Origin of the sequence: Paraburkholderia dilworthii (assembly GCF_000472525.1) — a bacterium.
GTDB lineage: Bacteria > Pseudomonadota > Gammaproteobacteria > Burkholderiales > Burkholderiaceae > Paraburkholderia > Paraburkholderia dilworthii.
Window position 1 is genome coordinate 50,429 of the sequence record NZ_AWZT01000006.1, and the last position, 24,901, is coordinate 75,329.

20 protein-coding genes and 1 pseudogene are annotated in these 24,901 nt (G+C 62.0%); 5 read left to right on the forward strand and 16 right to left on the reverse strand.

The features are described from left to right. Nucleotides 1–29: 29 nt before the first annotated feature. From F759_RS0107730 to pdxR, 6 genes are all read right to left on the reverse strand, one after another. Nucleotides 30–1,190 carry a glycosyltransferase family 4 protein gene (locus tag F759_RS0107730; RefSeq protein WP_027799337.1) on the reverse strand — a complete coding sequence of 387 codons (1,161 nt, stop codon included), beginning with the start codon at nt 1,188–1,190 and terminating at the stop codon, nt 30–32. Next, nucleotides 1,187–2,533, reverse strand: coding sequence for a murein biosynthesis integral membrane protein MurJ (gene murJ, locus F759_RS0107735; protein WP_027799338.1), 1,347 nt, complete (start codon nt 2,531–2,533; stop codon nt 1,187–1,189). The genes F759_RS0107730 and murJ overlap by 4 nt, the downstream gene beginning before the upstream one ends. A gap of 86 nt (nt 2,534–2,619) precedes the next feature. Then, complete coding sequence (locus F759_RS0107740; protein ID WP_027799339.1) at nt 2,620–3,651, reverse strand: NAD-dependent epimerase/dehydratase family protein; 1,032 nt, start codon at nt 3,649–3,651, stop codon at nt 2,620–2,622. A gap of 69 nt (nt 3,652–3,720) precedes the next feature. Continuing rightward, nucleotides 3,721–4,998, reverse strand: coding sequence for a Vi polysaccharide biosynthesis UDP-N-acetylglucosamine C-6 dehydrogenase TviB (tviB, locus tag F759_RS0107745; protein ID WP_027799340.1), 1,278 nt, complete (start codon nt 4,996–4,998; stop codon nt 3,721–3,723). Between the two features lie 88 nt (nt 4,999–5,086). After that, the gene (locus tag F759_RS0107750) at nt 5,087–7,330 is read right to left on the reverse strand and encodes a polysaccharide biosynthesis tyrosine autokinase (protein ID WP_027799341.1); all 2,244 of its coding nucleotides are present in this window, start codon (nt 7,328–7,330) and stop codon (nt 5,087–5,089) included. Nucleotides 7,331–7,641: 311 nt separating this feature from the next. Continuing rightward, nucleotides 7,642–9,216: a MocR-like pyridoxine biosynthesis transcription factor PdxR gene (gene pdxR / locus F759_RS37435; RefSeq protein ID WP_063829651.1), complete on the reverse strand. Its 1,575-nt coding sequence runs from the start codon at nt 9,214–9,216 to the stop codon at nt 7,642–7,644. Nucleotides 9,217–9,305: 89 nt separating this feature from the next. On the opposite strand from pdxR, the gene F759_RS0107760 reads away from it, so the two are divergent. From F759_RS0107760 to F759_RS43990, 3 genes are all read left to right on the forward strand, one after another. Continuing rightward, nucleotides 9,306–9,938, forward strand: coding sequence for an FMN-binding negative transcriptional regulator (locus tag F759_RS0107760; RefSeq protein WP_027799342.1), 633 nt, complete (start codon nt 9,306–9,308; stop codon nt 9,936–9,938). Nucleotides 9,939–10,051: 113 nt separating this feature from the next. Continuing rightward, entirely contained in the window at nt 10,052–10,273 is a 222-nt protein-coding gene (locus F759_RS42045; protein WP_152530607.1) for a hypothetical protein, read from the forward strand. Continuing rightward, a complete protein-coding gene (locus F759_RS43990) occupies nt 10,249–10,869 on the forward strand; it encodes a hypothetical protein (protein ID WP_027799343.1) in 621 nt (206 codons plus the stop codon). Before F759_RS42045 ends, F759_RS43990 begins: the two co-directional genes overlap by 25 nt. 333 nt (nt 10,870–11,202) lie before the next feature. Here the strand turns inward: F759_RS43990 and F759_RS0107770 are convergent, their stop codons facing one another. The 8 genes and pseudogenes from F759_RS0107770 to F759_RS0107805 all read right to left on the reverse strand — a co-directional run bounded on the left by F759_RS0107770 (nt 11,203) and on the right by F759_RS0107805 (nt 21,327). Continuing rightward, nucleotides 11,203–12,342 carry a polysaccharide biosynthesis/export family protein gene (locus F759_RS0107770; RefSeq protein ID WP_027799344.1) on the reverse strand — a complete coding sequence of 380 codons (1,140 nt, stop codon included), beginning with the start codon at nt 12,340–12,342 and terminating at the stop codon, nt 11,203–11,205. A 68-nt stretch (nt 12,343–12,410) separates the two neighbouring features. Continuing rightward, a pseudogene (locus F759_RS0107775) lies at nt 12,411–12,643 on the reverse strand (sugar transferase); the annotation flags it as partial. Between the two features lie 139 nt (nt 12,644–12,782). Then, on the reverse strand, nt 12,783–14,351 hold the full coding sequence (locus F759_RS0107780) for a mannose-1-phosphate guanylyltransferase/mannose-6-phosphate isomerase (RefSeq protein WP_027799346.1): 1,569 nt from the start codon (nt 14,349–14,351) through the stop codon (nt 12,783–12,785). Nucleotides 14,352–14,438: 87 nt separating this feature from the next. Further along, on the reverse strand, nt 14,439–15,419 hold the full coding sequence (locus F759_RS0107785; protein WP_027799347.1) for a helix-turn-helix domain-containing protein: 981 nt from the start codon (nt 15,417–15,419) through the stop codon (nt 14,439–14,441). Nucleotides 15,420–16,278: 859 nt separating this feature from the next. Then, nucleotides 16,279–17,760: an MFS transporter gene (locus F759_RS0107790; RefSeq protein ID WP_027799348.1), complete on the reverse strand. Its 1,482-nt coding sequence runs from the start codon at nt 17,758–17,760 to the stop codon at nt 16,279–16,281. Between the two features lie 148 nt (nt 17,761–17,908). Beyond that, nucleotides 17,909–19,147 (reverse strand): CaiB/BaiF CoA transferase family protein, encoded by a 1,239-nt coding sequence (locus tag F759_RS0107795; RefSeq protein WP_027799349.1) that lies wholly within the window; start codon nt 19,145–19,147, stop codon nt 17,909–17,911. After that, the gene (locus F759_RS0107800; RefSeq protein ID WP_027799350.1) at nt 19,144–20,127 is read right to left on the reverse strand and encodes a hydroxymethylglutaryl-CoA lyase; all 984 of its coding nucleotides are present in this window, start codon (nt 20,125–20,127) and stop codon (nt 19,144–19,146) included. The genes F759_RS0107795 and F759_RS0107800 overlap by 4 nt, the downstream gene beginning before the upstream one ends. 306 nt (nt 20,128–20,433) lie before the next feature. Beyond that, nucleotides 20,434–21,327, reverse strand: coding sequence for a LysR substrate-binding domain-containing protein (locus F759_RS0107805; RefSeq protein WP_027799351.1), 894 nt, complete (start codon nt 21,325–21,327; stop codon nt 20,434–20,436). Nucleotides 21,328–21,663: 336 nt separating this feature from the next. Between F759_RS0107805 and F759_RS0107810 the strand changes: the two genes are divergently transcribed. Beyond that, nucleotides 21,664–22,329, forward strand: a complete 666-nt coding sequence (locus F759_RS0107810; RefSeq protein ID WP_027799352.1) for a LysE family translocator — start codon at nt 21,664–21,666, stop codon at nt 22,327–22,329. Between the two features lie 203 nt (nt 22,330–22,532). Then, on the forward strand, nt 22,533–23,321 hold the full coding sequence (locus tag F759_RS0107815; RefSeq protein WP_027799353.1) for a sulfite exporter TauE/SafE family protein: 789 nt from the start codon (nt 22,533–22,535) through the stop codon (nt 23,319–23,321). Nucleotides 23,322–23,398: 77 nt separating this feature from the next. Here the strand turns inward: F759_RS0107815 and F759_RS0107820 are convergent, their stop codons facing one another. Both F759_RS0107820 and F759_RS44815 read right to left on the reverse strand, forming a co-directional pair. Further along, nucleotides 23,399–23,647: a hypothetical protein gene (locus F759_RS0107820; RefSeq protein ID WP_027799354.1), complete on the reverse strand. Its 249-nt coding sequence runs from the start codon at nt 23,645–23,647 to the stop codon at nt 23,399–23,401. Between the two features lie 401 nt (nt 23,648–24,048). Further along, nucleotides 24,049–24,843, reverse strand: coding sequence for an ArsC/Spx/MgsR family protein (locus F759_RS44815; protein ID WP_274533469.1), 795 nt, complete (start codon nt 24,841–24,843; stop codon nt 24,049–24,051). Nucleotides 24,844–24,901: the final 58 nt, after the last annotated feature.

Genomic DNA, 24,901 nt, shown 5'->3' on the forward strand with positions numbered 1-24,901 from the left:
CGATTGATGAAACGCAGCGTCCGCGGCTTTCACTCCGTCACCTGCACGGAATGGCGATCGATGACTGTCGTAGGTCCGGCGCCGGTCTGTGCGAACAGATCACGCCACATCGAAAAGACGCGGGCCACCGAAAACCTGTCGACGACAGCGCGCGCGCGCAATGCCATGAGTGATCGCGTCTCGTCATCGCGCATCAAAGTCGACAACGCATTCGCGAGTTCCTGCGGGTCACCGACAGGCTGAACCAGCAGGCCGTCATGGCCATGCGTGATGATGTCTCCAGGGCCGGCGTCGCAGTCGAAGCTCACCACGGCACAGCCGCTGGCCATCGCCTCGACGATCGTCATCGAGAAGCCCTCGAATCGCGAACTCAGCACGTAGAGATCGGCTCGCTCGTACCAGTCCGGCATATTGCCGACCTGGCCCGGCAGCAACACGCGGTCATTCAATCCCGCTGCCTTGACTTGTTCCTCGAGCGGACGCCGGTCATCGCCATCGCCGAGAATCACGAGATCCCAGGCAGGAAAATCGCTCGCTATCCGGCCGAAGGAATCGATCAGAATATCGAAGCCCTTCTGCTCGGCGAGGCGCCCCGCTGCGAGCAACACACGACGCTCCGCGCTTACGACATCTTGCGGCGATAACACCGGTTCCACGACAGGAATCGGCAGGGAAATCGAATTGGGAATAACGGCGACGGCCTTGCAGTTGCACTGCTCCTGCAACCACACCCGGCTCTTTTCCGTCAGCGCGACGACTTTGTCCGCGAACCGATATGTCCAGCGGCGCAGGCATTCCCACAGCTTTCCTTCGAAAAGCATCGGCGGGTGAATGTGCTCTGTCGCTATCACCGCGCATGGCAAGCCGCGGCCTGCGAGGATGGCCAGGATCGAGGGCCTCGTCTCTATGCCGATGACGACATCCGGTCTCACTCGTTTGAGCACGCGGCGCAACGCCAGCATCCGGCGCATGTTTGCGGATACTGCGTCCAGCAGGCCGCTAGTCGCACCGGCAAGATCAAGCGCAATGCGTTCGACGGAGTGGTGTAGCGAATAAAAGTCGCTCGCCGTGGAAGACAGCGTGACGACACATACATCCTGACCTTGCGCCACCCATTCGCTCGAAAGGTTCATTGCCACACGCTCGGCACCGCCGTAATGCAGTGAGTGGATGAACAACAGAATCTTCATAGCGGACCCGTCTTTTTCAACGTGAGAGACAGATAGCACACGAACGCGCTGCCGCCCATCACTCCGGTTGCAAGGACAACTCCCGTGATGCCCAGCCATCGGATCAGAAAGAAGTTGGCGACGGCCTTTACAGCGAAGTTCACGACCGCGATGCCGGCCATCGCTTTGAAGCGGCCTTGACTCGCGAAAAGTTGAACCAGCACCAGTACCGAAAAATAGAAAGGTATCTGAATCAATCCCCAGCGAAAGAGGCCGGACACTGCGACCGTATCTGCAGCGCTAAAGGCACCGCGCTGAAACAGCAGCTTCACGACGATCGGCGCGAGGAACCACGCCACAACCACCATCACGCCCCCGATGGCCAGCATCAGGAGAGACCACTTTAGCGCGATGCTACGGGCGCGAACGTTATCTCCTGCACTCAATAGCTCGGACAGAACCGGCAAGGTTGCCCTGCTGATCGCGACGGCACCCATGCTGACGAGCAGGCCGAGCACGCGGTTCGCATAGCCGAGCGTCGCGATCGCCCCGTCGCCGAGACCGGCCACGAAGTATTGGTCCAGCGGCGTAGCCAGACTCATGATGAGCTGGCCGATCATGAACACACCCACTGCGCGGTACATGTGGGGCCACTGGGGAGAACTGAGAGAAAATCTGAACCGGGCCCTCAGCTGGTCAGCACGCCCGGCGAATACGCCCAGGATCACCGCGTGACAAATGAAGCCGAGCGTGGTGCCCCATATCAACGGCGCGGGCGAGCTCGCATCGTGCCAGGGAACGACGAAGCACAGCAACACCATCGCCGGAACGCACTCGAGAAGTGTGTTGACATGTTTTTCACGAGCCTGGAGCCGTGCCGCATACACGCAGATGGTCAGCATCAGGATGCCCACGGGCGTCATGCCGAGCATGATTCGCCGCGACATTGCGCTCGTCTGCGCCGACAGCTTGTGCGCCATCAGATCGAGTGCGAATGGCCACGAGAAGTACAGAAGGACCGCGAATACCACGCCGACAGAAATCGCCATCGCGTCGAGTTCGCCGAGAAATCTCGCCTGCTCCTGCTTGGGCTTTGCGCGCAATTCGACTAACGCCGGAACGAGTACGACGCTCAGGACCGCTACGAAAGTAGCCGGCAACCAGGTTACTAGCGTCAGCGTAAGCTGATAGGCATCCACCACGTTGCTGATGCCGTAGCGATAAGCAATCGCGATTTCCTTCAGCGCGCCCGCGGACTTGCTGATCAGCGCGAACATGGAAACCCAGACCGCGCTACGTGCAATCCGGCTGTGGTCCGGATGAATATGCACAAGACGGTTTCGCCAACTGGCAGTGTGAGACATTGACGCTACCGCCTTAAGAAAATCAACGCGTTGCATATAAATCCGTCATGCCGGAGTGCGTCCTTCGTGCTGCACCCCAAAGGACGTCATCTTTGCGATATGAACTGGATGTACCAGGGCATCGCGCGGGACAAGCCTTCCACCAACGGGATGGTGTTCTCATAGCCCAATAGCCGTGCCGCCTTGTCCACGTTCGCCTGTGAATGCCTGACATCGCCGGCGCGGAACGGCCCGAACACAGGGCGCTTGTCGCAGCGAACACCGTTATCGCCGAGTACAGCCCGCAAGCCGTCGTAGAGCTGAATCAAGGTTGTGCGGTCGCCGACGGCGACGTTGTAGACCTCGTTCCTTGCCGCATCGTCGGCCATTGCCGAAAGGATGTTTGCCTGCACCACGTTGTCGACAAAGCAGAAATCCCGGCTGGTTTCGCCGTCGCCATTGATCAGGACGTCTTCGCCCGCAATGAGCGCCGCCGTCCATTTCGGAATCACCGCAGCGTAAGCACCGTCCGGATCCTGGCGCTTGCCGAACGCATTGAAGTAGCGCAGACCGATCGTCCGGAAGCCATAGGCGCGAGCAAACACCGACGCGTACAGTTCATTGGCGTACTTGGTGACCGCGTACGGTGAGAGCGGCTGGCCGATCTGGTCTTCTACTTTGGGCAAACCGGGATGGTCGCCATACGTCGAGCTCGACGCGGCATACGTGAAACTCGACACTTTTGCGTCGCGGGCAGCCACGAGCATATTGAGGAAGCCACTGATGTTCACGTCGTGCGTCGCGATAGGGTCGACGACCGAACGCGGAACCGATCCGAGCGCCGCCTCATGCAGCACGTGGTCGACTCCGTCGACGGCGGCGACGCAATCTTCCAGACGACGGATATCGCCTTCGATGAATCTGAAACGCTTCCATTGCTCAGGCGAAACGACTGAGCGCACTTCGTCCAGGTTGCGCTGGTAGCCGGTTGAAAAGTTGTCGAGTCCGACCACCGTCTGATCGAGCTGGAGAAGCGCCTCCAGCAGATTCGAGCCGATAAAGCCGGCCACGCCGGTAATCAACCACTGTTGCGGGTGGCTTGCGAGTTGCTGCCGTATTGTGTCGTAGCGATCAGGCATCGTGCCTCCGGATGAAAAGAGCAGGCCATCACTTCGTGACGGCGCGACGTGCGATGTGCCGGGAGTTGGCTAGAGACGCAGATCGCTTTCTTCTGGGGGCAACAGGTACTTCAGGTCGTACAGTACATGTTCCGGCTTTCCGAAGACGCGAATAACTTTTGAACCCAACTCCCGAAACCGGCTGTGGGCGACGGCTAGAATTGTCGCGTCGTATACGCCGTTGTCGGGGTGCTCGATCGGGTCGAGATTATGTTCGCGCCGGGCTTCCTCTTTGGAGACCCACGGGTCGTAGACATCTACTTCCATGCCGTACTCGCGCAACTCCGCAACGATGTCCACAACGCGCGTGTTGCGCAGGTCCGGACAATTTTCCTTGAATGTCAGACCCATGATCAGCACGCGAGCACCCGAGACGCCTATCTGCCGCCTGGTCAACGCCTTAACGAGTTGAGACGCGACGTAACCGCCCATGCTGTCGTTCAAACGCCGGCCGGCGAGAATAATCTCGGGATGATAGCCAATCGCCTGCGCCTTATGCGTCAGATAATACGGATCGACGCCGATACAATGCCCGCCCACCAAACCCGGTCTGAACGGCAGAAAGTTCCATTTGGTCCCCGCTGCCTGCAACACCGACTCGGTGTCGATTCCCATCTTGTTGAAGATGATCGACAGTTCGTTGATCAGCGCGATGTTGACATCGCGCTGCGTGTTCTCGATGACCTTGGCTGCCTCGGCGACGCGAATGCTGCTCGCCTTGTGCGTGCCCGCGACGATAATCTCGCGGTACAGCTCATCGACCAGTTCGGCAGTCTCCGGCGTCGAGCCGGACGTGACTTTCCTGATATCCGTCACGCGGTGCGCCTTGTCGCCGGGGTTGATTCGTTCGGGACTGTAGCCCACGAAAAAATCCACGTTGAACTTCAGACCCGAAGCCCGCTCGAGTATGGGCACACATTCCTCTTCCGTCGCACCAGGATAGACGGTCGATTCATAGATGACGACGTCATCTTTCTTGAGCACGCTGCCGATGGTCTCGCTCGCACCGATCAGGGGCCCGAGGTCGGGACGCTTGTAGCGGTCGATCGGCGTTGGAACGGTTGCGATATACAGGTTGCAGGCTTTCAGCCCTTCGACATCCGACGTGAATTTGATGCCGGTGGCCGCAGCGAGTTCTTCGTCGCTGACTTCGAGCGTAATGTCGCGCCCTTCACGTAACGCCGAGATGCGGGTGGTGTTGATGTCAAAGCCCACTACCGGGCGGTGCTTGCTGAACTCCACCGCGAGCGGCAACCCGACATAGCCGAGTCCGACCACGGCAACCTTTAGTTGGTCTAACGAATGCATGATTAGTATTCCCCTTTCTTTGGATACGCGTCTTTGTAAAACCCGGTGCCAGGTTCAACGGCTGAACTTCTTCACCGGGTTACGCGCGCTATTTCGTGACGGAGTCGGAGTAGTAAGCCTCGTATGCGTAGCCACCGTACCGGCGCGACTGCGCGTAATTGCCACGACTCACCTTGAATTCGTTCAGCAGAATGCCTTCGACTTTCGAACCTGTTTGCGCGAGACGCTTGACCGATTCCGAAATTTCGCCGGCGCGTGTGTCGCCGAAACGCGCGACCATGAATATCGAGTCGGCGACGGGCGCCATAGTGGCCGTGTCGGATACGGCAAGAATGGCGGGCGCGTCGAGCAACACGATGTCGTACTGCTCGGAAGCGGCGCGAATGGTTGCCCTGAAATTGCTGCTCAACAACAATTCGGCCGGATCTGGCGGATACTCGCCGCACTGCAGGACGTCCAGGTTCGGCAGGACTTCACGATGTACGGTTTCCTGGAGCGAGCGGGTACCGGCTATCACATCGGCGAGCCCTTCGCAGCGTGGCAAACCGAAGTACTGGTTCAGGTGGCCGCGGCGCAAGTCACCGTCCACCAGCAGCACGCGTTTTCCGCCTGCCGCCAGCAACGTGCTGAGGTTGGCCGACAGGAACGACTTGCCGATGCCCGGCAACGGCCCCGCCAGCATGACCACGTTATTGCGCTGGCCGTTCAGCGCGAACTGCAGCGACGCGCGCATGGTGCGCAGCGCTTCCACAGCCGGGTCCATCGGATAGCGGAAAGCGAGAGCGAGCTTCTCGGGGCCCTTCGTGGACATTCTCTGCGTCAGTTGATACTGCTGATCGCTGACCGGAATCGTCGCGTACACGCTCAGGCCGGTACGGGATTCCAGATCTTCCGGATCGGCCACACCCTTGAACAGGAAATCACGCAGGAACGCGAGCCCGACACCGATGAAAAGACCCAGCACGCCGGCGATGATCAGCACCAGCGATTTCACCGGTTTGACGGGCCGCTCGGGGACATCCGCACTATCCAGCAACTGCACGGAGGCGGACTTGCCGGCCTTGACGAGCCGCAAGGTTTCGATGTTGGTACGCAACGCCGCGTACATGTCGGAGCTCAGACGCATGTCCCGCATCAGACGCAGCGCACCTTGCTCAGCCGCCGGCATAGCCCTGACACGGCCCGCGAGGTTGTCCACGTACCTGTTGGTGCTGGCGATCTGCTGATCGATCGCGACCACGCTCGGGTGAGCAGGCGAAAAACGGGCAATCAGGTCTTGGCGCTGGCGCTTGAGATCGAAGAGCCGCGCGTCCGCGTCAGTAGCCTGTCTGAGGATAAGCCGGCTTTCCTCGTCCGCATCCAGCAGGCCGTGACTGTTGCGGTAGGAGTTGTAGGCTTCCTCCGCCTGATCCATGTCGTGCTTCGCCGCCGGCAACTGCATCTCGAGATAATTCAGCGACTTCTCGGCGTTGGCGCCCTTCTGATTTACGTTCTGGCGTACGTACTCCTTGCCGACCTCGTTGAGTATGGTGCTGATCAAAACCGGATCGGTTCCTTCCAGCACTACACCGAGCACGTTTGACTTGTTCCCCTGCTCGTCCACTTGCAGGCTTTTTTGCAACTGTTCGAGGGCCTGTTGGCGCGAGTGCCGCGTGACATTGAACACCACTCCGTTCTCGCCATCGATCTTGCTCACCAGCAAAGTGATCGGCCCGCGGCTGCTTTCAAACTGTTCCTGGACTCCGACCTTGCCGGTGACCGGTTGCTCCAGTCCGGGCCCTTGCAACTCGTACTGGCCTCCAGGCAAAGCGGTGACGGTGTATGCGGTTCCTTCCTGCTTCCTGGGAACTTCGAACGTCGCCACGTCGATGGTTTCGTCTCCCCATGCATAGCCGCCCCACCCGAACAGTCCGGGTGCGATCCGTCCGTCGCTGTGCCGCGCAATGAAGCTTCCGATCACCGGCAGGCGTTTTGGCCGGGCGTCGATATAAAGCTTGAGCGAATCCACCGTTTGCAGTGCGATGGCTTTGGACCTGAGAATCTGCATTTCGCCTTCGGCCGAGGACTTCTCCTCGAACATCGACGATGCAGTTCGCACAAGGTCTTTCGAATCGGGCAGCGCGCTCGGCGTGTTGTCCTCGACCCTGATGGAGATGTTTGCGCGATAGACTGGCGTAGTGCAGAACGCGTAAAACGCCCCCATCAAAATGAAGGCAATCGTCGTCACGGCGATCATCACGCGGTGATTGATTAACGTGTCGATAATCGATCCGAGATCGAATTCATCGTTACGTTCAAATGATCTCTCTAGCGCTAGATTTTTGTGTTTCATATGCACGTCTCGTCATCAGGTTTCTTTGACTGCGTAGGCACTGGAATGCGAACGAGCGGGAACGTGCGATTTAGTTTTTAATCGTCCTTTTCCCTGGGTGCAACAGTACGTCACGAGGGCGCGCCAGGTATGCGCGCTAGTGCACACAAATGATCCGCGCTCTATTCGTTGCGAGCGGGCAGGGTCTGTGGCGGTGAAAGGGCCGGCCACGATATGTGATTGGCGAAAGACTGAAAGCTCGATGAATATGTCGATATCTGCGGTGCGCGAGGCCCGGATTGTCCGGCCGGCAATGCGGCCGTGCTAATCGATCAACGGCCGCCTTGTAGCCGCTTCCTGCCTTTCTGTGCTGCTGCGGCGGCGGGCTTTTCGGCGTCCGTCCTCATGCCCGAGTGCGCCGCCTCAACGATGGCGGCCGCGAGACGCCGCGCCGCATCTTCCATCTGATCGTTGCTGAACCCGCCGAACCCGAGGACGAGCCCAGGCCGCCCGTTCCCCGCCGAAAACATCGGCGACACTGCGCGCGCCGCAACGCCGGCTTTCGCAGCCGACGCGACGATTTCACGATCGTCGAGATTCCCGGCGAGCCAGAGGACGATATGCATGCCCTGGTCGCCGGGCTGCACCCATGCGATTTCTCGTGGCAGTAGCCTCTCGAGCGCGGCGATCAACTGCGTCCGATGATTGGCATAGACATTTCTGACCCGTCTGATGTGCCGTTCGAGATGCCCCTCTGCCATGAACGCCGCGAGCACGTGCTGATCTGCGCTCGGTGGATGCCGGTCCATCAGCACACGTGCGCCGCAAAACGCATCGGCCAGATCTTTCGGCGGGATCACATAACCGAGCCGCAACGACGGAAACAGAATCTTGCTGAAGGTGCCGAGATAGATCACGCGGTCGGCGTCCGAACTCTGCAGCGACGGAAACGGATAGCCCTCATAGCGAAACTCGCTGTCGTAGTCATCCTCCACGACTCTTGCGTCGTTGCTGCGCGCCCAGTTCAGGAGCGCGCCGCGTCTCGCCATGCTGAGCGGCATGCCGAGCGGATATTGATGCGACGGCGTGACGAACGCTACTTTCGCGTGGGGCGCCTTGCGGATTCCGGCTTCCACATCCAGTCCCTCGGCGTCCACCGGCACGCGAATCATTGCACTGCCCCGCCCGTTATTCTCGAGGATGGCGGTAATGCCGCGGTACGCGGGATCTTCGACCCATGCCTGATCTTCCGCGCCGAGCAATACCTGACTCGCGAGATACAAGCCCTGCTGCGTCCCACTGGTGATGATCACCTGGTCGGCCTCGCAATGGACCGAGCGCGACTTGCGCACGTACGCAGCAATCGCCTGACGAAGCGGCAGCGCGCCTTTTGGATCGTCGTAACCGGCGGGCGCGCCCGGGCCTCTTGCGCGCAGACGATTGCCGAGCCGCCGCCAGACGTCGGCAGGCGCCGTCAGGCCGAGAGGAACCGAGATGGCAAACGGCACAGGCGGCAGCGGACTGAATTCGCTCGCCAGCCTTGCGAAGCGCGCGGCCGGTTCCGGCAAGCCAGTCCCCGACGATTGGCGGCGGACGGCGGCTGCCTTGCGAACTCGCGTGACGGCCCTGGCGCTCGACAACGCCTCTGCAACCCGCGTGGCCGCGCCTCGTTGCGACGTGAGAAAGCCTTCGGCGATCAGTTGCTCGTAAGCCTCCACCACCGTTCCCCGTGCGATCTGCAACGAAGCGGCGAGAAGCCGCGTCGACGGCAACGCGTCACCGGGTGCGAGTTCTCTGCTGCGCACCGCCTCCCGGAGCAACTCGGCCAGGCGGGCAGACACGTTTCCTGCCCCACGGTCGAGTGTGCCGAGCGCGGGGATGTTCAATACGCGGGCGGTTCTCGCCATGATTCTGGTTCAATGAAAATTGTTCAAACTGGCTCTACAGAATAAACCAGTTTCGGCGCACACTGCGCGCAGAAACAATCGGAGCAACCATGTACGTAGCCGCCCATTTCAACGAGCCGCACAAAGACGTGCTGCATTCGCTCATCGTGCAAAATCCTTTCGGCACGCTGATTACCTGTGGCAAGAGCGGCCTGGACGCGAATCACATTCCGCTCGAGCTGGCACCGGACGAAGGCGACCTCGGCGTGCTGCACGCGCATGTCGCACGGAGCAATCCGTTGTGGCAGGACGTGGTCGACGGCGACGAAGTGCTCGTCGTCTTCCGTGCGGGCGACGCCTACATTTCTCCGACGTGGTATCCGAGCAAGCACGAAACGCACAGGCAGGTGCCGACGTGGAATTACGTCGTGGTTCACGCGCATGGGCGAATCAGGATTCGCGACGATGAAAAATATGTGCGTGGCGTGATCGCACGTCTCACCCGGACGCATGAGGCAACGCAGCCCGCGCCCTGGAAGATGGGGGATGCGCCGGGCGAGTACATCGACACGCTGGTCAAATCGATTGTCGGCGTGCAGATCGACATCACTCGCCTCGTCGGCAAGAGCAAGCTCAGCCAGAACAAGGATGCCCGCGATATGCAGGGCGCAGGAGAAGCGCTGAAAGCGCGCGGCAACCGCATCGGCGATGCCATGCTCGAGCGCGCAGCGCAGAAGTCGTAGTGGAGCCCAGCCGACGCGGTTGCTGGGGCAAGGCGAGCGCGGATCGCCGGCGCCCTTCAATCGCACGGCAGCCGCAGTTTTCTACGGCGCGTTGGGTTGCACAGGTGTCCGGCATGTCCTCATTCGACGGCATGATGGCGTTTTCTCGCGTTACGCAGCGCACTGAACTCAATAGCCGCAGTGGTACGCTGGAGAGAGCAGCCTTCGCGGGCAGTGAGCCGCCGCTTTGCGGCGCAATCAAAGCGATCAGAATGCACCGCGAAGCACAATTGCCGGCGAACGGCTCAACATCGCTGCGGGAGCGACTGCGATGGGATACAAAACCTATACCCTGATGACCTTGATGGCGGTTAGCAACGTGGCATTCGCGTGGCAGCCGCTCGCCTATCCGATTCGAAGCCAAGGACCTTACCAGCGCAGCATCGACAGCGCGATGTGCTACGCGACGGCCAACAGGCAAACGAAGATCAACATCGCGCGCGAACCGCAAATACCACCGCGTAAGCCGGCCGGGACTAAAACGTCCTCGACCGGCGCGCCGTCACGCCCGCCACTGCCGCCCAGCACTTTCTCCGCGGCTCCGGTCGGCGCAAGCATGCCTGGAGGCGCGGCTCCGGCAGCGCCCAACCCGGCGTCGGCAGGAAAGCCCGCCACCGCCGCTGCAAGCAATGCGGCGTCAACGACACCCGCTACCGGAACAGCGGCACCGACGGCCAATGCAGGACATGCAGCTTCGGCAACGCTGCCGGCGTCCGCGGCGATCGCCGACCAAAGCGCCTCTGAGCCGACGACGGCGGCAAGCGCGGCCGGCGCCTCACAGGCGGGTATGGCGGCATTGCCGCCACTGCCTGCACCGGAGCCGCCAATGACACAGTATTGGGCCGCATGGGGCGCCTGCATGCAGGCGCGGGGTTACGTCGTCGCGCAGTAGCGCGGCCGTTGGCCGTTGGTAGTCTCGCTGCGGCGCCTGCGGTCTCGCTGCGGCGCCGCGCGCTTTTGCTACGTCGACGACATGGGACGCCGTCTGCTGCTTGAGAATGGCGACGTCGATCCACGCTGCGGCGACTTGAAGCCGCCAGGCCGCTTCACAAGTGCACGACGAAGCGGCCGAGAACCGCCATATCATGCGGTCGGCCGTCATCTCGGGAACGAAGCTTCTTGACGGTTTGTGTCCGTCACCAGAGCCACGTTCGTCAGCTCGGAATTCCGCCGCCGTCGCCGGTGCCGCCACCGGACATGCCGGCGAGCGGCGGCAGGAAATCCGCTATTTCGCCAGCACCGCGCCGGTCACAGCCGCGTTGATCGCCGGCAGCAGCAGGTTCAACACACGGTTGAAGCGAACCAGTCCGCCCTGACCCACGTACACGACGTCCTTCGGCTGCAACTCGAATTGATTCGCGAGAATCATCGAGACCGGCGACGTCGCGTCGAGGTGGAAGACCTGCGGCGACTCGCCGGTCGAATTGCGAATCACGAACAGTTGACGCGCTTCGGCTGTGCTCTGGTCGAAACTGCCGCTGTCCGAAATGGCCTGCGAGAGGGTCAACGAGCCGTTGCGCATCGGCAGGATGGTTGCCGGCTTGTTCACCTCGCCCATCACATAGACACCGCTATCTTCTCGCGAGGCCACACGCACGATGTCGCCCGATTGCAGATAGATGTTGGACGGATTCTGGCCGCGTTTGAGCAGGTCGTCGATGTTGAGCGGGTACGTGACGCCATTACGGATCAACTCGACGCGACTGCGGTCGGCGTTCGGGCTGAAGCCGCCGCCCTGATTGATCGCGCTCATGAGCGACATCGAGATGTCATTGAGCGACTGCGCACCAGGCGTTCTGACTTCGCCGTCCAGATACACCTGCGAGTTGCGGAAAGACGCCACCCGCACCGTCACTTCCGGCTTCTGATAGACGACGCTCAGCTTGCGGTGCAATTCCTTCTGGATCGCGCTGACATCCTTGCCGGCTACGTGCAAATTGCCCGCATACGGAAACTGAATGTCACCGCTTTCGTCGATCAGAAAGCCCGGCGCCGCATCGGTTGCCTTCCCGCCGGCCGCGGGCTGACCGAGCGCCGCTGCGAGTTCGGGGTGATCCCATACGACGATCTGCAGCACGTCGCCGGGGCCGACCTTATAGGGCGTCGGCTTGCCGAAGAGCGCGAGCGTCTGCGGGGGCAGCGGCGCACTTGCCTGCTCCGTATGCATCTTGCGCAGTAGTTGCAGATTGATATCAGTAATCGGAATCGTCTGCTGTTGCGATGCCTCAGTGCTGAAATCCCCCCCCGTCTCCTGAACCGTGGCCGGCGTGACCATCCGCTGGCCGGGCGCGGCAGCGCAGCCCGCCAGCAATGCGGCGATAGCGAAAACCGTGAGACTTCCCGTGCGTGTACCAAGCGAGTTCATAGCGTTTCCTCCTTGCGCGAAAGCGAATGTCCTCGGACGAGGCAACGCCTTGCGTGTTTTGTTAACAACTAGTAAGCGTTTCGATGCACTGATCCGGAAACGATCGTCGCGCCGATAATCCGCATGACGAGCGCAAACGACCCATGCTCCATGTCATACAGGTCATGTTCGACGCCGCGCCCATCTTCCCGATGCGGTCCATCTCGCCACGAAAGCCCTTGAACTGCGCCCAACCCGTGACGCCCGGCTTGATCCGATAGCGATTGATGCAGCTCGCGACCCCTTTCCGACGGAGATCGTCGAAGCGATTTTGCGACACCGCCGCAGCACCCGAGAGCACCGACGCGGCATCGACGATTCGCGCGTGTAAATCCTGAAACTTGCGCATTCTGCTTACCTCGTAATGGCCGTTCCCGTCCCGAACCGGTTCGACATACGGCCTATGTGCATCGGCCGTAGTTGTCGTCGAATCGCACGATGTCGTCTTCGCCGAGATAGGAGCCTGACTGGATTTCAATAATCTCGAGCGGGACCTTCCCCGGGTTCTCCAGGCGGTGCCGGATGCCGAGCGGGATATAAGTCGACTCGTTCTCGCTCAGCAGGAACTGCTCTTCGCCTCGGGTGACGAGGGCTGTACCGCGCACCACGACCCAATGTTCCGCGCGATGGTGATGCAGTTGCAGCGAAAGTTGCGCGCCCGGCGTAACGACGATGCGCTTGACCTGAAACCGGTCGCCGCGGTCGATGGAATCGTAAAAGCCCCACGGACGGCGCACCTTGCGATGCGCGTCGGCCTCCGGCGCGTGTTGCGCCTTCATGCGCGACACGAGTCCCTTCACGTCCTGCACATGGGAGCGATCGACCACGAGCACGGCGTCGGCGGTTTCGACGACCATGACGTTCGTCGTGCCGACACACGCGACGAGACGCCCTTCCGAATGCGCATAGCTCGACGTTGCGCGCTCGAACGTCACGCGGCCACGCCCAGCGTTGCCACTGGCGTCTTTTTCCACCGCGGCCCACACCGCGTCCCACGAACCGAGGTCGGACCAGCCGGCTTCCAGTCGGACAACCACACCTGTTGCCAATGTCCCGTTCGTGCGGCTGACCGCATGCCCGGCATCGGCGGAGCTAACGTCATGCGTGGCCGGCGTTTCGCTCAGGCGCTCCATCACGGCATAGTCGATCGAATCCGCCGGCGCGCTGAGGAACGCCTCGTCGAGCGGGCGGAAATGCGCGCCTTGCGTGCGGCCGCTGCTGAACGCGCGTTCGCACGCGGCATGCATCTCAGGTTGCAGCCGCTTCAGCGTATCCAGCCACACGCTCGCGCGCACGATGAAGATGCCGCTGTTCCACCAATACGTCCCTGCCGCAACATACCGCGCGGCGACTTCTTCCACAGGCTTTTCGACGAACCCGTCGATCGCATGTGCACCGTCCGGCAACGCGGCGCCAATTCGGATATAACCAAAGCCCGTATCCGGACGCGTAGGCGGCACACCTAGCGTCGCGATCGCGCCTTGTTCGGCGTAGTGTGCCGCGGTTGCCACCGCGCACTGCAACGCTCCTACGTCCGCGATAGAGTGATCGGCCGGCATCACGACGAGAATCGCGTCTTCTCCGTCCGCGCAAGCAAGCGATGCCGCGAGCGTGAGCGCGGGCGCGGTATCGCGGCGCGCAGGCTCCACGATCAGGCGTGCTTCGGTGCCGTTCTGATGAAGCTGTTCGGCAATCACGAAGCGGTGCTCCTCCCCGCATACGATGATCGGAGACGCATCGACTTTCCAGTTCGCGGAAAAGCCGTCCATACGGCGCGCGGTGGCCTGCAGCAGAGAATCGGAGCCCACCACATCGATAAGTTGCTTAGGATAGTTCTCGCGCGACACGGGCCACAGCCGCGAACCGGAGCCGCCGGCGAGAATCACCGGGACAATGCGCGTACAACGCGCGCCGACCGCCTCGTCAGCCGAATCGGACGACGCGTCGCTTGATGCTCCCTTAGTCAGCATACTCATCTTCCTTCTGATTCTTCAGCCGGTGAAAACGGACGCCGCTGGCGGCATGGAGGCAGCGGCCTTCAACCGACCCTCTCGTGGCTATTGCCCTACCATGCGGCGGCTTTGTATCCGGAACTCGGTGGGCGAAATTCGCATCCGCTTCCGAAATACTTTGGCGAGCCGGTCACCGTTGCCCATGCCGGTGCGGCGCGCAATTTTGTCGACCGGCAATTCCGAGTCGGTCAGCAGGCTGCACGTGGCAGCAAGACGTTCGTGCAACAAAAAATTCGACGGCGTGATGCCCATTTCCATCTTGAAGCGCCGCAGAAAGTTGCGCTCGCTCATTGCCACGAACTGCGCGGCGTCCGCAATCGAAATCGACTGCTGGCAGTTTTCCTGCAGCCAACGGGCAGCCGCGCGCACCTTGTCGCCCGGTGTCAGCGCGCCGTCGTCGTGGAGCAGTGGCGCAAGATTCGAGCACGGATCGGCGAGCAGACGCTCGGCTACTGCACGCGCGGTGGCCGCACCGAGATCGCGCTTGATCATCGCGAGCGAACTCCTCATCGATTCGAGACGATCGCCTGTGTCGGCGGCCTGCCCGGGTTCGTGCGACGGTGTCGACGGATTGCGCAGTGCAGTGCCGTTGATCGTGTCAGGCACGTAGGCCGCGTCGAGCAAAGCTCGCCCTTCGGCGATCGGCCGGATCGTGCCGGTGTTGCGTCGAATCCGCCGTAGCCAGGCGAGGAGCCGCTCGTCTTTCGCGGCGGCCACGGCGCCCTTGCCGCCCGCCACATACAACGCGTCGAAGCCGCCGTAATGTCTTGCGTCCAGTCCATCGGTCCACACGCGCAGCGACGACGACGACGTCACCATGCCGCCATCGGCCGACAGGAAACATATGTCGTAAGAGCAGCCGCCGGAGCCCGAAGCCAGTTCATTCGCTGCCTGAAACACTTCCGCGACGACGCCCGCCCCTGGCAGCGAGCAGTCGTTGAACAGCAGTATCGCAATGCGACGCATTGCGCCGTTCGGTGCGTGCGCCCAACGCAGCATTGCAGACTCGAGATTTGCGCAGGTCATAGCTATCCTCAACTAGAACGGATCCACTTCACCCGAACCGCAGCGCAGGCACCGCTCTGTGCAGTGCATCATAGCCACCACGCCTCAAGCATTTAGCCGCCATGACCGATAGTGCTGACATGTTGGCGCGTTGCTAGGGGTCGGCGTCCCGGCGAACTTCTGAAATCCAGGCCAGAACCGCGGATCACAGAGAATGAATTGCCGATTCGGCATATCAATGAATTGGCATTGTGCGAATATTAGTGGAAACGAAAAGCCCAATTCGTTCGGAAGCGCACATTCGATTTGCTATTCACAAAGGGCCATTCGTCCTGCTGGGTCGACTAGCGGCAAACGAGGTGATTTCTGCCAAAAATGGTGCCATCACCAAACCAGTTTTCCGCCGTGCGCCGCTTACAGCGTGAAGTGTCGCCGCAGTCCGTCGACGGTCAACACTGCGTACTCAAAAAAGCAAAGCCTTATCTAATGTATCCGCCTGCCGCAGCGAAACAATTAATTACGTTTACTCTTATTCGTTACATCTGTGCCGATTAATGTTTCAGACGTGAAACACGCCAATCGCATTCATTAAGATTTTGGAAGGCAATTGACAGACCCTCTCTCCTGGCAACGGCCCGAAGATCGCCGGAATCGGCCACCACACCCGGAAATGCGCTATGCGGTTTCCGCAATGGATGGCAACGAAAACTAGACCGAAGCGTCTCTGACCTGGTGATCTAGCAATTTGCCGACGCGCGCGCACTCGATTTCGACAGGGCAATGCATGCAGGCCGGATGCAAAACAAACACCGTCAGCCGGCTCACGGGCCGGCTGTCGGTGTCGTTGCGGTTCGTCCGCCTCGCAATGCGCGAAGCGACGCTACTTCGAAATATCTTCCAACGCGACATCGCGCGTTTTCGGTCCCAATGTGCCGATAGCGAGCATCACGATTGCCATTGCACCGGAAATAAACACGAACACACCATTCACGCCGAAGCGGCTCAGGCATCCAGCGATTACGAATGCGGAGAACATCGCCGACAGTCGGCTCCACGAATAAACGAAGCCCACTGCACGTGCACGGATACTCGTTGGAAAGAGCTCTGCCTGATACGCGTGATAGCTGTATGAAATGATGTTGCCGGCGAGCACGAGACACACGCCGAGACTCACGAGCAGCACCGTCTCGCGTGCCTGGCTGAACAGCAGCCCGCACACCACGTTCACCGCCGCCATGCAGATGATCACCGTCTTGCGCTCGAAACGGTCGGCAATCAGCAAGCCGAGCAAGGGCCCAAGCGGCGCCGCGACCGCGATGATGCTTGCGTACATCAGGCTCGTCGTCACCGTGATGCCTTGCTTGATCAGCAGCGTGGGAATCCAGTTGGCGAAGCCGTAATAGCCCATCGTCTGGAATACGTGAAAGATGATGAGCATCAGCGTGCGCTTGCGATAGGGCGGCACCAGCAGATCGCGGAACGCCGCGCGTGCGCGAACCGGCTCTGGTAATACGGGCTGCGGCAGCGGCCGTCCGTATTCGCGTTCGACTCGCGCCTCGAGCCGCGTCATGATCGCGTCCGCTTCGTCGATCCGGCCTTTTTGCGCGAGCCAACGTGGACTCTCCGGCAAACCAAGGCGGATCCACCACACGACAATAGCGCCTACTACGCCGGTCAACACCACGAGGCGCCAGCCGTCGAGACCGAAATACCGATGCGGCACCAGCAGATACGAGAGAAACGCAACAATTGGCACCGCGCAGAAGCCAACCGCCTGCGAACACGCGGACGCACGGCCGCGCACATGCCTCGGCACGAGTTCGGAGATATAGGTGCCGATCGTCACTATCTCCACGCCTATGCCGATGCCCGCGATGAAACGCCACAGATTGAGCCCGAGCGCCGTGTCCTGAAACGCCATGATGACGTTAGCGGCCGTGTACCACAGCAACGACCACGTGAAAATGGCGCGCCGCCCGAAGCGGTCGGCGAGAAAGCCGCATGCCGCCGTGCCGATGAAAAGTCCCGCGAACAACGCCGCGATGAAGCTCGCCACACCGCTCGTGCCAAAGAGGCCATGCGTGGTCGCCGTGAGAATGCCGCTGCGTACGAGTCCCGGTGCGATATAGCCCGAGAACATCAGATCGTACAGTTCGAAGAAGAGCCCCAGGCTCAACAGCATCACCAGCTTCCAGATGGAGCGCGTGGCCGGCAAACGGTCGAGCCGCGCCGAAATGCGCGCACCGCCTAGCGCTATCTCTTCGGCACGGCTACCCGCCGATGCACCCGCGCCTGAAGGCAAGCCGAGGGCGCCGGCATCGCCGACCGCTGTCGCATACACCGCCTGATTCGACGATTTCATCGTCTGTCTCCTTGAATGCCGGTCTGCGCCGGATAAGCCTGATTGACTAGCCGCGCCGCATTGAAGCAGCACGAATGACCTGCATCGATGAACTTCGGCATGCTTATGATTATGGCAACGTTGAACGAAGCATCGCGTGAATAGCAGATTACGCGGCCTCGCGCGGCGCCTGGTTCGAGCCGCTGTTCAACTGCGCGATCTGCGCTTCGTCATAACCCAGCGCGCGTAACACTTCGGCCGTGTGCTCGCCGATCTTCGCGATGGGCTGGCGCGGCTGCAAACGCGCGCCGTCGATTGAAATCGGCAGCAGGGGCATTGCGGTCTCGCTGCCGTCGTCGAGCGTAAGGCGCGCAAGGCCGCCGCTTTCGTTCAGATGCGGATCGTCGAATAGTTCTTCGGGCTTCACAATCGACGCGAACGGAATGTGGTCGCGTTCGAATTGCGGCACGAGCGCCGTGCCTTCGAAACGGCTCAAGGTTTCGCCAAGCGTCTGCAGCAGCCACGAGCGCGCGAGTACGCGGTCGTTGTTGGTCGCGAGGCGCGGGTCGGAGAGCAGATCGCCGCGACCGAGAATCCCGCACAACGCGCGCCATTGACCGTCGCCGGTCGCGGCAATGAACATCTGCTCATTGTTCGCGAGCGTGAAGACGTCGTAGACGGCCCATGCGCTGATGCGCTCCGGCATCGGCGCTGGCGGCACGCCGGTCGCCGCGTACTGCTGCATGTGCTGCGCGGACAGCAGCACACAGTTCTCGAAGAGCGCACTTTGCACTTCCTTGCCGCGCCCGCTCGCATGCCGTTCGTGCAATGCGGCGAGCACGCCGATCGCGCCGAACATGCCGCCCATGATGTCGTTGACCGAGCTGCCCGCCCGCAGCGGACGACCTACCGGACCTGTCATGTACGCGAGACCGGCCATCATCTGGACGACTTCGTCGAGGGCAAGGCGGTGCTCATAGGGGCCATTCAGAAAGCCTTTATGCGAAACGTAGATCAGCTTCCGGTTGCGCTCGTGCAGCGACGCATAGTCGAGACCCAGGCTCGCCATGCGGCCCGGCTTGAAGTTTTCGACGAACACATCGGCGGTATCGACGAGCTTGTGCAGCGCGGCCAGCCCCGCTTCGCTATCGAGATCGAGCGCGACGCTCTTCTTGTTGCGATTGAACGTGCGGAAAAAGCCCGCGCCGGTGCCGAGCAAACGGCGCGTGCCGTCGCCACGCGGCGGCTCGACTTTGATGACTTCTGCGCCGAGGTCGCCGAGAATCATCCCGCACGTCGGGCCCATCACCATATGCGACAACTCGACCACCCGAATGCCCGCGAGCGGCAATGCGCTCTGCTGCGGCGACTCATTGGCGCAACGGGTGGTAGACGAATAGGCGTTCATTGCAGCACCTGTGAGCAAAACGATTGTGAAGATTCGATGCATCGGGAAGCCGCGAACTGCTTCGGCAAACCGGCGCGCGCGAGATAGCCGTAAAGCGGCTCACCAGGCAATGCATCGGCGAGCACTGCACGCGACGCGATCAAACGCGTGAGATCGATGCCGGTCTCATAGCCCATGCTGTCGAGCATGAACACGAGGTCTTCGGTGTTGACGTTGCCGGTCGCGCCAGGCGCATGCGGGCAACCGCCCAGTCCGCCGAGCGACGCGTCGAATTCGCGGATGCCGTGTTGCAGCGCGATCAGCGTATTCGCGAGCGCAAGGCCGCGCGTGTCGTGCAGATGCAGCGAGCGCAGCGTGTCGCCCGCCACGCCGCGCACGAGTTCGATGATCTCGCCGACCTGGCGCGGTGTGGCTTCGCCGGTCGTATCGCCGAGTGCGATCACATCGGCGCCTGCACGCACGGCGTCGCGCGCAATTGCCGCGACGTCCGCATAAGGCACCGCGCCTTGCAGCGTGCAGCCGAACACCGTCGACAAACCGGCGATCAACTCGACGCGCCGCGTGCTTGCGCCCGGCGCGCTGTCGATCGCCTCGCGCATCGCCGCGAATGCGTCGATCATTTCGGCTGGCGTCTTGCGCACGTTCGCGAGGCTGTGCGCGGCGCTCACCGAGATCGGCGCTACGATCCGATGCACACCCGATTCGAGCGCACGCAGCGCGCCCTTCAGGTTCGGCACGAGCGCGGTCACGATCAGATCGTCATAACTGAGCGCGTGGGCGATGACCTCGTCGGCGTCGGCCATTTGCGGCAGCAGCTTCGCCGGCACGAAAGAAGCCACCTCCATATGCCGCACACCGGCGGCATACGCGGCATCGATCCAGCGGCGTTTGAATTTGGTAGGCATGGTTCGCGCGATGCTTTGCAGACCGTCGCGCATGCCGACTTCGGTCACCACGACGCGCTCCCTGATATCACTCATGTTCTGAATCCTGCGGAAAATGCGGGGAAATGAAGCACGGATCAGAGCGTGCCTGCGCGAAGCCGCGAGGCAAAGTCTGCGTTGACGAAGCACTCCATCGCCGTTGACGATGGCCGGTGAGGCAAGCGGGACGGGCGTGCGCCGTTGCAAAGGGGAAACCCTTAAGGGCTTTTCAGAGGATGGGCGGCACGGACTCGCGCGGGCCTGCGCGTCGTTTGCATCGCATATTGAGCAGTGCTTGCCCGGCAGCACGCGGTTGAGATCGAGCGCCAGACCTGGCCTTGATGCCTGGCGTCGATCCTTGCCTTAGACCGTGCGCAGCAAATGCTCCAGCAGATGCGACGCGGCAAGCGTCAGCGCAGTGCGGTCGCGCACACAGATCACGAAGCGGCGCTCAGCCCATGCTTCGCGCAGCGGCACGGCGACGATGCCGTATTCGTCGGCGGCATGACGGGGGAGCGCCTCGCCCGGCAGAATGGCTACCGCGAGGCCGGCCTGGATGAAACGGTAAGCGGCGTCGAACGTCGACACGTAAGTGCGGTAGTTGAGCTCACGCCCTTTCCCGGCCGCGATACGCTGCATCAGCGCATTGACCGACGCGTTCGACGAGAGCCCGAGGTGGTCGAACGCAAGCGTCTGCTCGAAGCCGATGCCTGCCTCGCCGGCAAGCGGATGACCGCGCGGCACGATCAGCGCGAGGTGATCCGCGCGATACGGCAGCGCGTCGAGACTGCCCATCGGCACGACATCGCGGCAGATGCCGAGATCGGCCACGCCTTCCTCGAGGCCGCGCACGATCTCCGCGCTCACGCGCTCTTCCACATCCACGCGAATCTGCGGATTGGCCTTGAGAAACTCGGATAACGCCTCGGGCAGAAACTCGACCATCGACGACACGTTCGCCAGCACGCGCACATGGCCGCGCGCGCCGGCCGCATATTGGCTGAGCTCGGCCTGCATGCGTTCATGGCCTCGCATGATGAGCCGTGCATGGCGCAACAGCGCCTCGCCCGCGGCAGTGGCGCGCACACCGCGTTGACTGCGCGAAAGCAGCGCCACGTCGACGAGCGCTTCGAGATCGGCGAGCCGCTTGCTGACCGCCGACGGCGCGATGAACTCGCGTTCGGCGGCGCGCGCAATCGTGCCTTCCTCGCAAACGGCAATGAACAAGCGCAACGTCACCTGATCGATCTGCCACATGCGGGACGGCTCCCCAAGTTAGAGTGGGGAAAATTATGCCCGAGGAAGACGGCGTCCGAGTTGGTTCCTGGGGTATCTACGGTTAAGTCTTGGGCGGCGCTTGGGTGAGTGTGTTCCGCTGCTTGCCGCCTTGCCTCATCGCCTCCTTGCCTCATCGCCTTCTTGCTCGCTTGCCCCCGTCGTCGCTTCCTTGCTCCCTTGCTCGCCGCCTGGCGTCTCGCTATGCTGAGCGTTGCTCGCGCCCGCTGTCGCTTTGCATCGACGCATTTCAAATGCACGCGGCCCGCAACGCGGTACTCACCGTTATCGGCCACAAAAAACCCAACGGAAATAATCATGTCCATGACCAGCCTTTTCGTCACCGCCGCCGGCGTCGGCCTTGCGATTGCCGCGCCGGTCGGGCCAATGGGCATGCTTTGCATTCGCCGCACGCTGACGGGCGGCCCGCGAGCCGGGCTCGCCATCGGCCTCGGCATTGCGAGCGGCGATGCGTTCTATGGTCTGATCGCGGCGCTCGGCCTCGTCGGCATCTCGCAGTTCATGCTGGCGTATGACCGGCCGTTGCATCTGCTTGCCGGCTTGTTTCTGCTTTATCTCGGCGTACGCACGCTGCTGCAAAAACCTCCCGCCGACGCGGCCAACGGCGAAAACAACGGCAACGGCGACGGCGACGGCGACGGCAAGCTCGCGCAAGTGGGCCGCGCCGGTGCGCTGCGCGCGTACGCCAGTTCCTTGCTGCTCACGCTCACCAACCCGCAAACGGTCATCATGTTCGCCGCACTGTTCACGACGCTTGCGCCGCGCGGCCAGTTCTCGTCGGCGATTGCGCTGACGACGGTCGGCGGCGTGTTCTGCGGCTCGATCGCGTGGTGGTGCTTTCTCGTGACGGTCGTATCGCTCGCGCGGCATGCGATCGGCAGCAAGTTGCGGCTTGCAATCGACCGGCTCGTCGGGATCATGCTCGCCGCCTTCGGCGTCGTCGAAATTCGCCGCGCGCTCTGAGCGCCGCGCCGCGCCCGCGCGGTCGCGGCATTCACCTTTCCCTGGATTCCGTACGCTCGCGCGTCAGTTTTGCGACAATAGCGGCTTTCGCTGCGCCGAGCGTTGTCTGCTGTCCAATTTGCCGACCTGCGTCGGCGGTGGAGGGCACGCGCGCGCCGGCCGCGCCCCAACTGTCAATCCACCGACCGCCAGCGGTCTTCTCAATGGCTCTTCCCCATATCGATCTGCTGTACTCCGCCTCCGGCCTCTTTGTCGGTTTTCTGGTCGGACTGACGGGCGTCGGCGGCGGCTCCCTGATGACGCCGATTCTGGTGCTGCTATTCAACGTGCATCCGGCGACGGCGGTCGGCACCGACCTGCTGTACGCGGCCGCCACCAAGGCGACCGGCACGCTGGTGCACGGCCTGAAGGGTTCCGTCGACTGGCAGATAACGCTGCGGCTCGCCGCCGGTAGCGTGCCGGCCGCGACCGTCACGCTGCTGCTGTTGCACCGCTACGGCATGGACACGCCGGGCGCCAGCCGGCTGATCCAGATCGTGCTCGGCGCCGCATTGCTGGTGACGGCGGTCGCGCTTGTGTTCCGTCCGCAACTCGCGGCGTTCGCCGCGCGCCGTCAGCGCACCCCGAGCCAGGGACGCACGCTCGCCCTCACCATGCTGACCGGCGTGGTGCTCGGCGTGCTCGTGTCGCTGACTTCGGTGGGCGCTGGCGCGATCGGCGTGACCGTGTTGCTGCTGCTTTATCCGCTGCTGCCGACGATGCGCATTGTCGGCTCCGACATCGCGCATGCGGTGCCGCTCACGCTTCTGGCGGGCGCGGGCCATTGGCTGCTCGGCTCGGTCGACTGGTCGATGCTGCTGTCGCTGCTGGTGGGTTCCCTGCCGGGCATCGCGGCGGGCAGCATGCTGTCCGCGCGCGCGCCGGATGCGCTGCTGCGCAATCTGCTTGCCGCGACGCTGACACTGGTCGGCGTGCGGCTCGTGCTCGCCTGATGATGGCCTGACGTCCTCTGACGTCCTCTGACGCTCGTCTGATATCTGCCTGACGCCGGTGACTGTGCCCGCCGCGCTCACCTGAAAAAGCGGCAAGTCAGGTCGGCCTCGAATCGTCTTACCCATTGACCCTGGCGCTCGCAATAGGTTTGCGTCCAGCCGCCGCGCCGCACCGTAACGAGGCGCTCGTGGGCGGCATCGGCCGGATCGGCGCAAATGCTGACGTCGAAATGCGCGGGCGCGAAGCCGTGCCGCGCGCACACCAGTTCGAAGGCGGCCCGGTCAGTAATGGGCAGGTCGGTATAGCGCAGGAGCGTGGTTTGCATGGCGTTGACTCCGGTTCTTCATGCACACACTACGCTTCGCGCGGCGTCGGAAATGTGTCATCGCCCACAGTTGGACGACGACGCCGGACTTGCCGCGCAGCTTCTGATGGAACCATCATCGCCGCTTCAATAATGGCGTGGCACAAAACAAAATGCTCCGGCATCGTCGAACCGACCGCAAGAAGTTGGGAACGTCCAACGTCTTTGGGTTTTTTTGACTCAAATCGGTGGTTCGCCGCAAAAAGGTATAGAGCCTACGGAGGTCGGGTCTGAGTCATTCCCTCAACTTGCTCGACCGCCAATTCACAGGTAGCGAAAACGAATAGCGAACAGAGTCCCACGAGACGAGTTGCGCGAGTGCCAGCGTCCAGATAGCCAGCGCCTCTGATGGCCCGGGGATGCTACTCGACCTCACTCTCGTCCGTGTCGGCGATTTGTGCGCTGTGCTCATGGCTCATCGCCGCATTGGCAAGCGCACTTACGTTTGCCGGGGCGCGCTCCTTGCGCTCACTGTATCTGTCGGTGAGGTAGTCCGAACGGTCGCGCACGAGCAGAGTGAATTTGTAAAGCTCTTCCATGACGTCGACGAGCCGGTCGTAGTACGACGACGGCTTCATCCTCCCGTTCTCGTCAAACTCCTGAAATGCCTTGGCGACCGAACTCTGGTTTGGGATTGTCACCATGCGCATCCAGCGGCCTAATATGCGTAGCGCGTTGACTGCGTTAAACGACTGCGAGCCGCCGGACACTTGCATGACAGCCAGCGTGCGGCCTTGTGTGGGACGGATGCTGCCAGAATCAAGCGGCAGCCAGTCGATCTGGTTCTTGAAGACCCCTGTGAGCGCGCCATGACGTTCCCCTTCGTCCTTCAGGATCTCGCGCTCGGGCATGATCGCGAGCAGGCCGGCCACCGCATCGGAAGGCCGGCACAGGCGTGTGCCCCGCGGTGTGACGACGATCGGCCGGTTGATCAGGATCGGATGGGCGAGCATTGCCTCGATCAGTTGAGCGTCGCTCGATGCTGGATCGTCGAGTCCGAATTCCTTGTACGTCGTGTCCTTCGTCCGCAGCACGTCGCGGACCGCCATTCCGCTGTCCGCTATCAGGCGCTCGAGCGTTGCACGATCGGGCGGATTCTCCAAATACTCGATTACGAGCGGGTTCTCGCCCGGCGCCGCGCAGCAGTGCGAGCACATTGCGCGACGTGCCGCAGTCGGGGTTGTGATAGATCATCACACTCATCGTCGTCTGTCC

Coding starts and splice junctions, on each gene's coding strand:
- F759_RS0107730 (WP_027799337.1), bottom strand. CDS start 1,190: ATGAAGATTCTGTTGTTCATCCACTCACTGCATTACGGCGGTGCCGAG.
- murJ (WP_027799338.1), bottom strand. CDS start 2,533: ATGTCTCACACTGCCAGTTGGCGAAACCGTCTTGTGCATATTCATCCG.
- F759_RS0107740 (WP_027799339.1), bottom strand. CDS start 3,651: ATGCCTGATCGCTACGACACAATACGGCAGCAACTCGCAAGCCACCCG.
- tviB (WP_027799340.1), bottom strand. CDS start 4,998: ATGCATTCGTTAGACCAACTAAAGGTTGCCGTGGTCGGACTCGGCTAT.
- F759_RS0107750 (WP_027799341.1), bottom strand. CDS start 7,330: ATGAAACACAAAAATCTAGCGCTAGAGAGATCATTTGAACGTAACGAT.
- pdxR (WP_063829651.1), bottom strand. CDS start 9,216: ATGGCGAGAACCGCCCGCGTATTGAACATCCCCGCGCTCGGCACACTC.
- F759_RS0107760 (WP_027799342.1), top strand. CDS start 9,306: ATGTACGTAGCCGCCCATTTCAACGAGCCGCACAAAGACGTGCTGCAT.
- F759_RS42045 (WP_152530607.1), top strand. CDS start 10,052: ATGTCCTCATTCGACGGCATGATGGCGTTTTCTCGCGTTACGCAGCGC.
- F759_RS43990 (WP_027799343.1), top strand. CDS start 10,249: ATGGGATACAAAACCTATACCCTGATGACCTTGATGGCGGTTAGCAAC.
- F759_RS0107770 (WP_027799344.1), bottom strand. CDS start 12,342: ATGAACTCGCTTGGTACACGCACGGGAAGTCTCACGGTTTTCGCTATC.
- F759_RS0107780 (WP_027799346.1), bottom strand. CDS start 14,351: ATGCTGACTAAGGGAGCATCAAGCGACGCGTCGTCCGATTCGGCTGAC.
- F759_RS0107785 (WP_027799347.1), bottom strand. CDS start 15,419: ATGACCTGCGCAAATCTCGAGTCTGCAATGCTGCGTTGGGCGCACGCA.
- F759_RS0107790 (WP_027799348.1), bottom strand. CDS start 17,760: ATGAAATCGTCGAATCAGGCGGTGTATGCGACAGCGGTCGGCGATGCC.
- F759_RS0107795 (WP_027799349.1), bottom strand. CDS start 19,147: ATGAACGCCTATTCGTCTACCACCCGTTGCGCCAATGAGTCGCCGCAG.
- F759_RS0107800 (WP_027799350.1), bottom strand. CDS start 20,127: ATGAGTGATATCAGGGAGCGCGTCGTGGTGACCGAAGTCGGCATGCGC.
- F759_RS0107805 (WP_027799351.1), bottom strand. CDS start 21,327: ATGTGGCAGATCGATCAGGTGACGTTGCGCTTGTTCATTGCCGTTTGC.
- F759_RS0107810 (WP_027799352.1), top strand. CDS start 21,664: ATGTCCATGACCAGCCTTTTCGTCACCGCCGCCGGCGTCGGCCTTGCG.
- F759_RS0107815 (WP_027799353.1), top strand. CDS start 22,533: ATGGCTCTTCCCCATATCGATCTGCTGTACTCCGCCTCCGGCCTCTTT.
- F759_RS0107820 (WP_027799354.1), bottom strand. CDS start 23,647: ATGCAAACCACGCTCCTGCGCTATACCGACCTGCCCATTACTGACCGG.
- F759_RS44815 (WP_274533469.1), bottom strand. CDS start 24,843: ATGTGCTCGCACTGCTGCGCGGCGCCGGGCGAGAACCCGCTCGTAATC.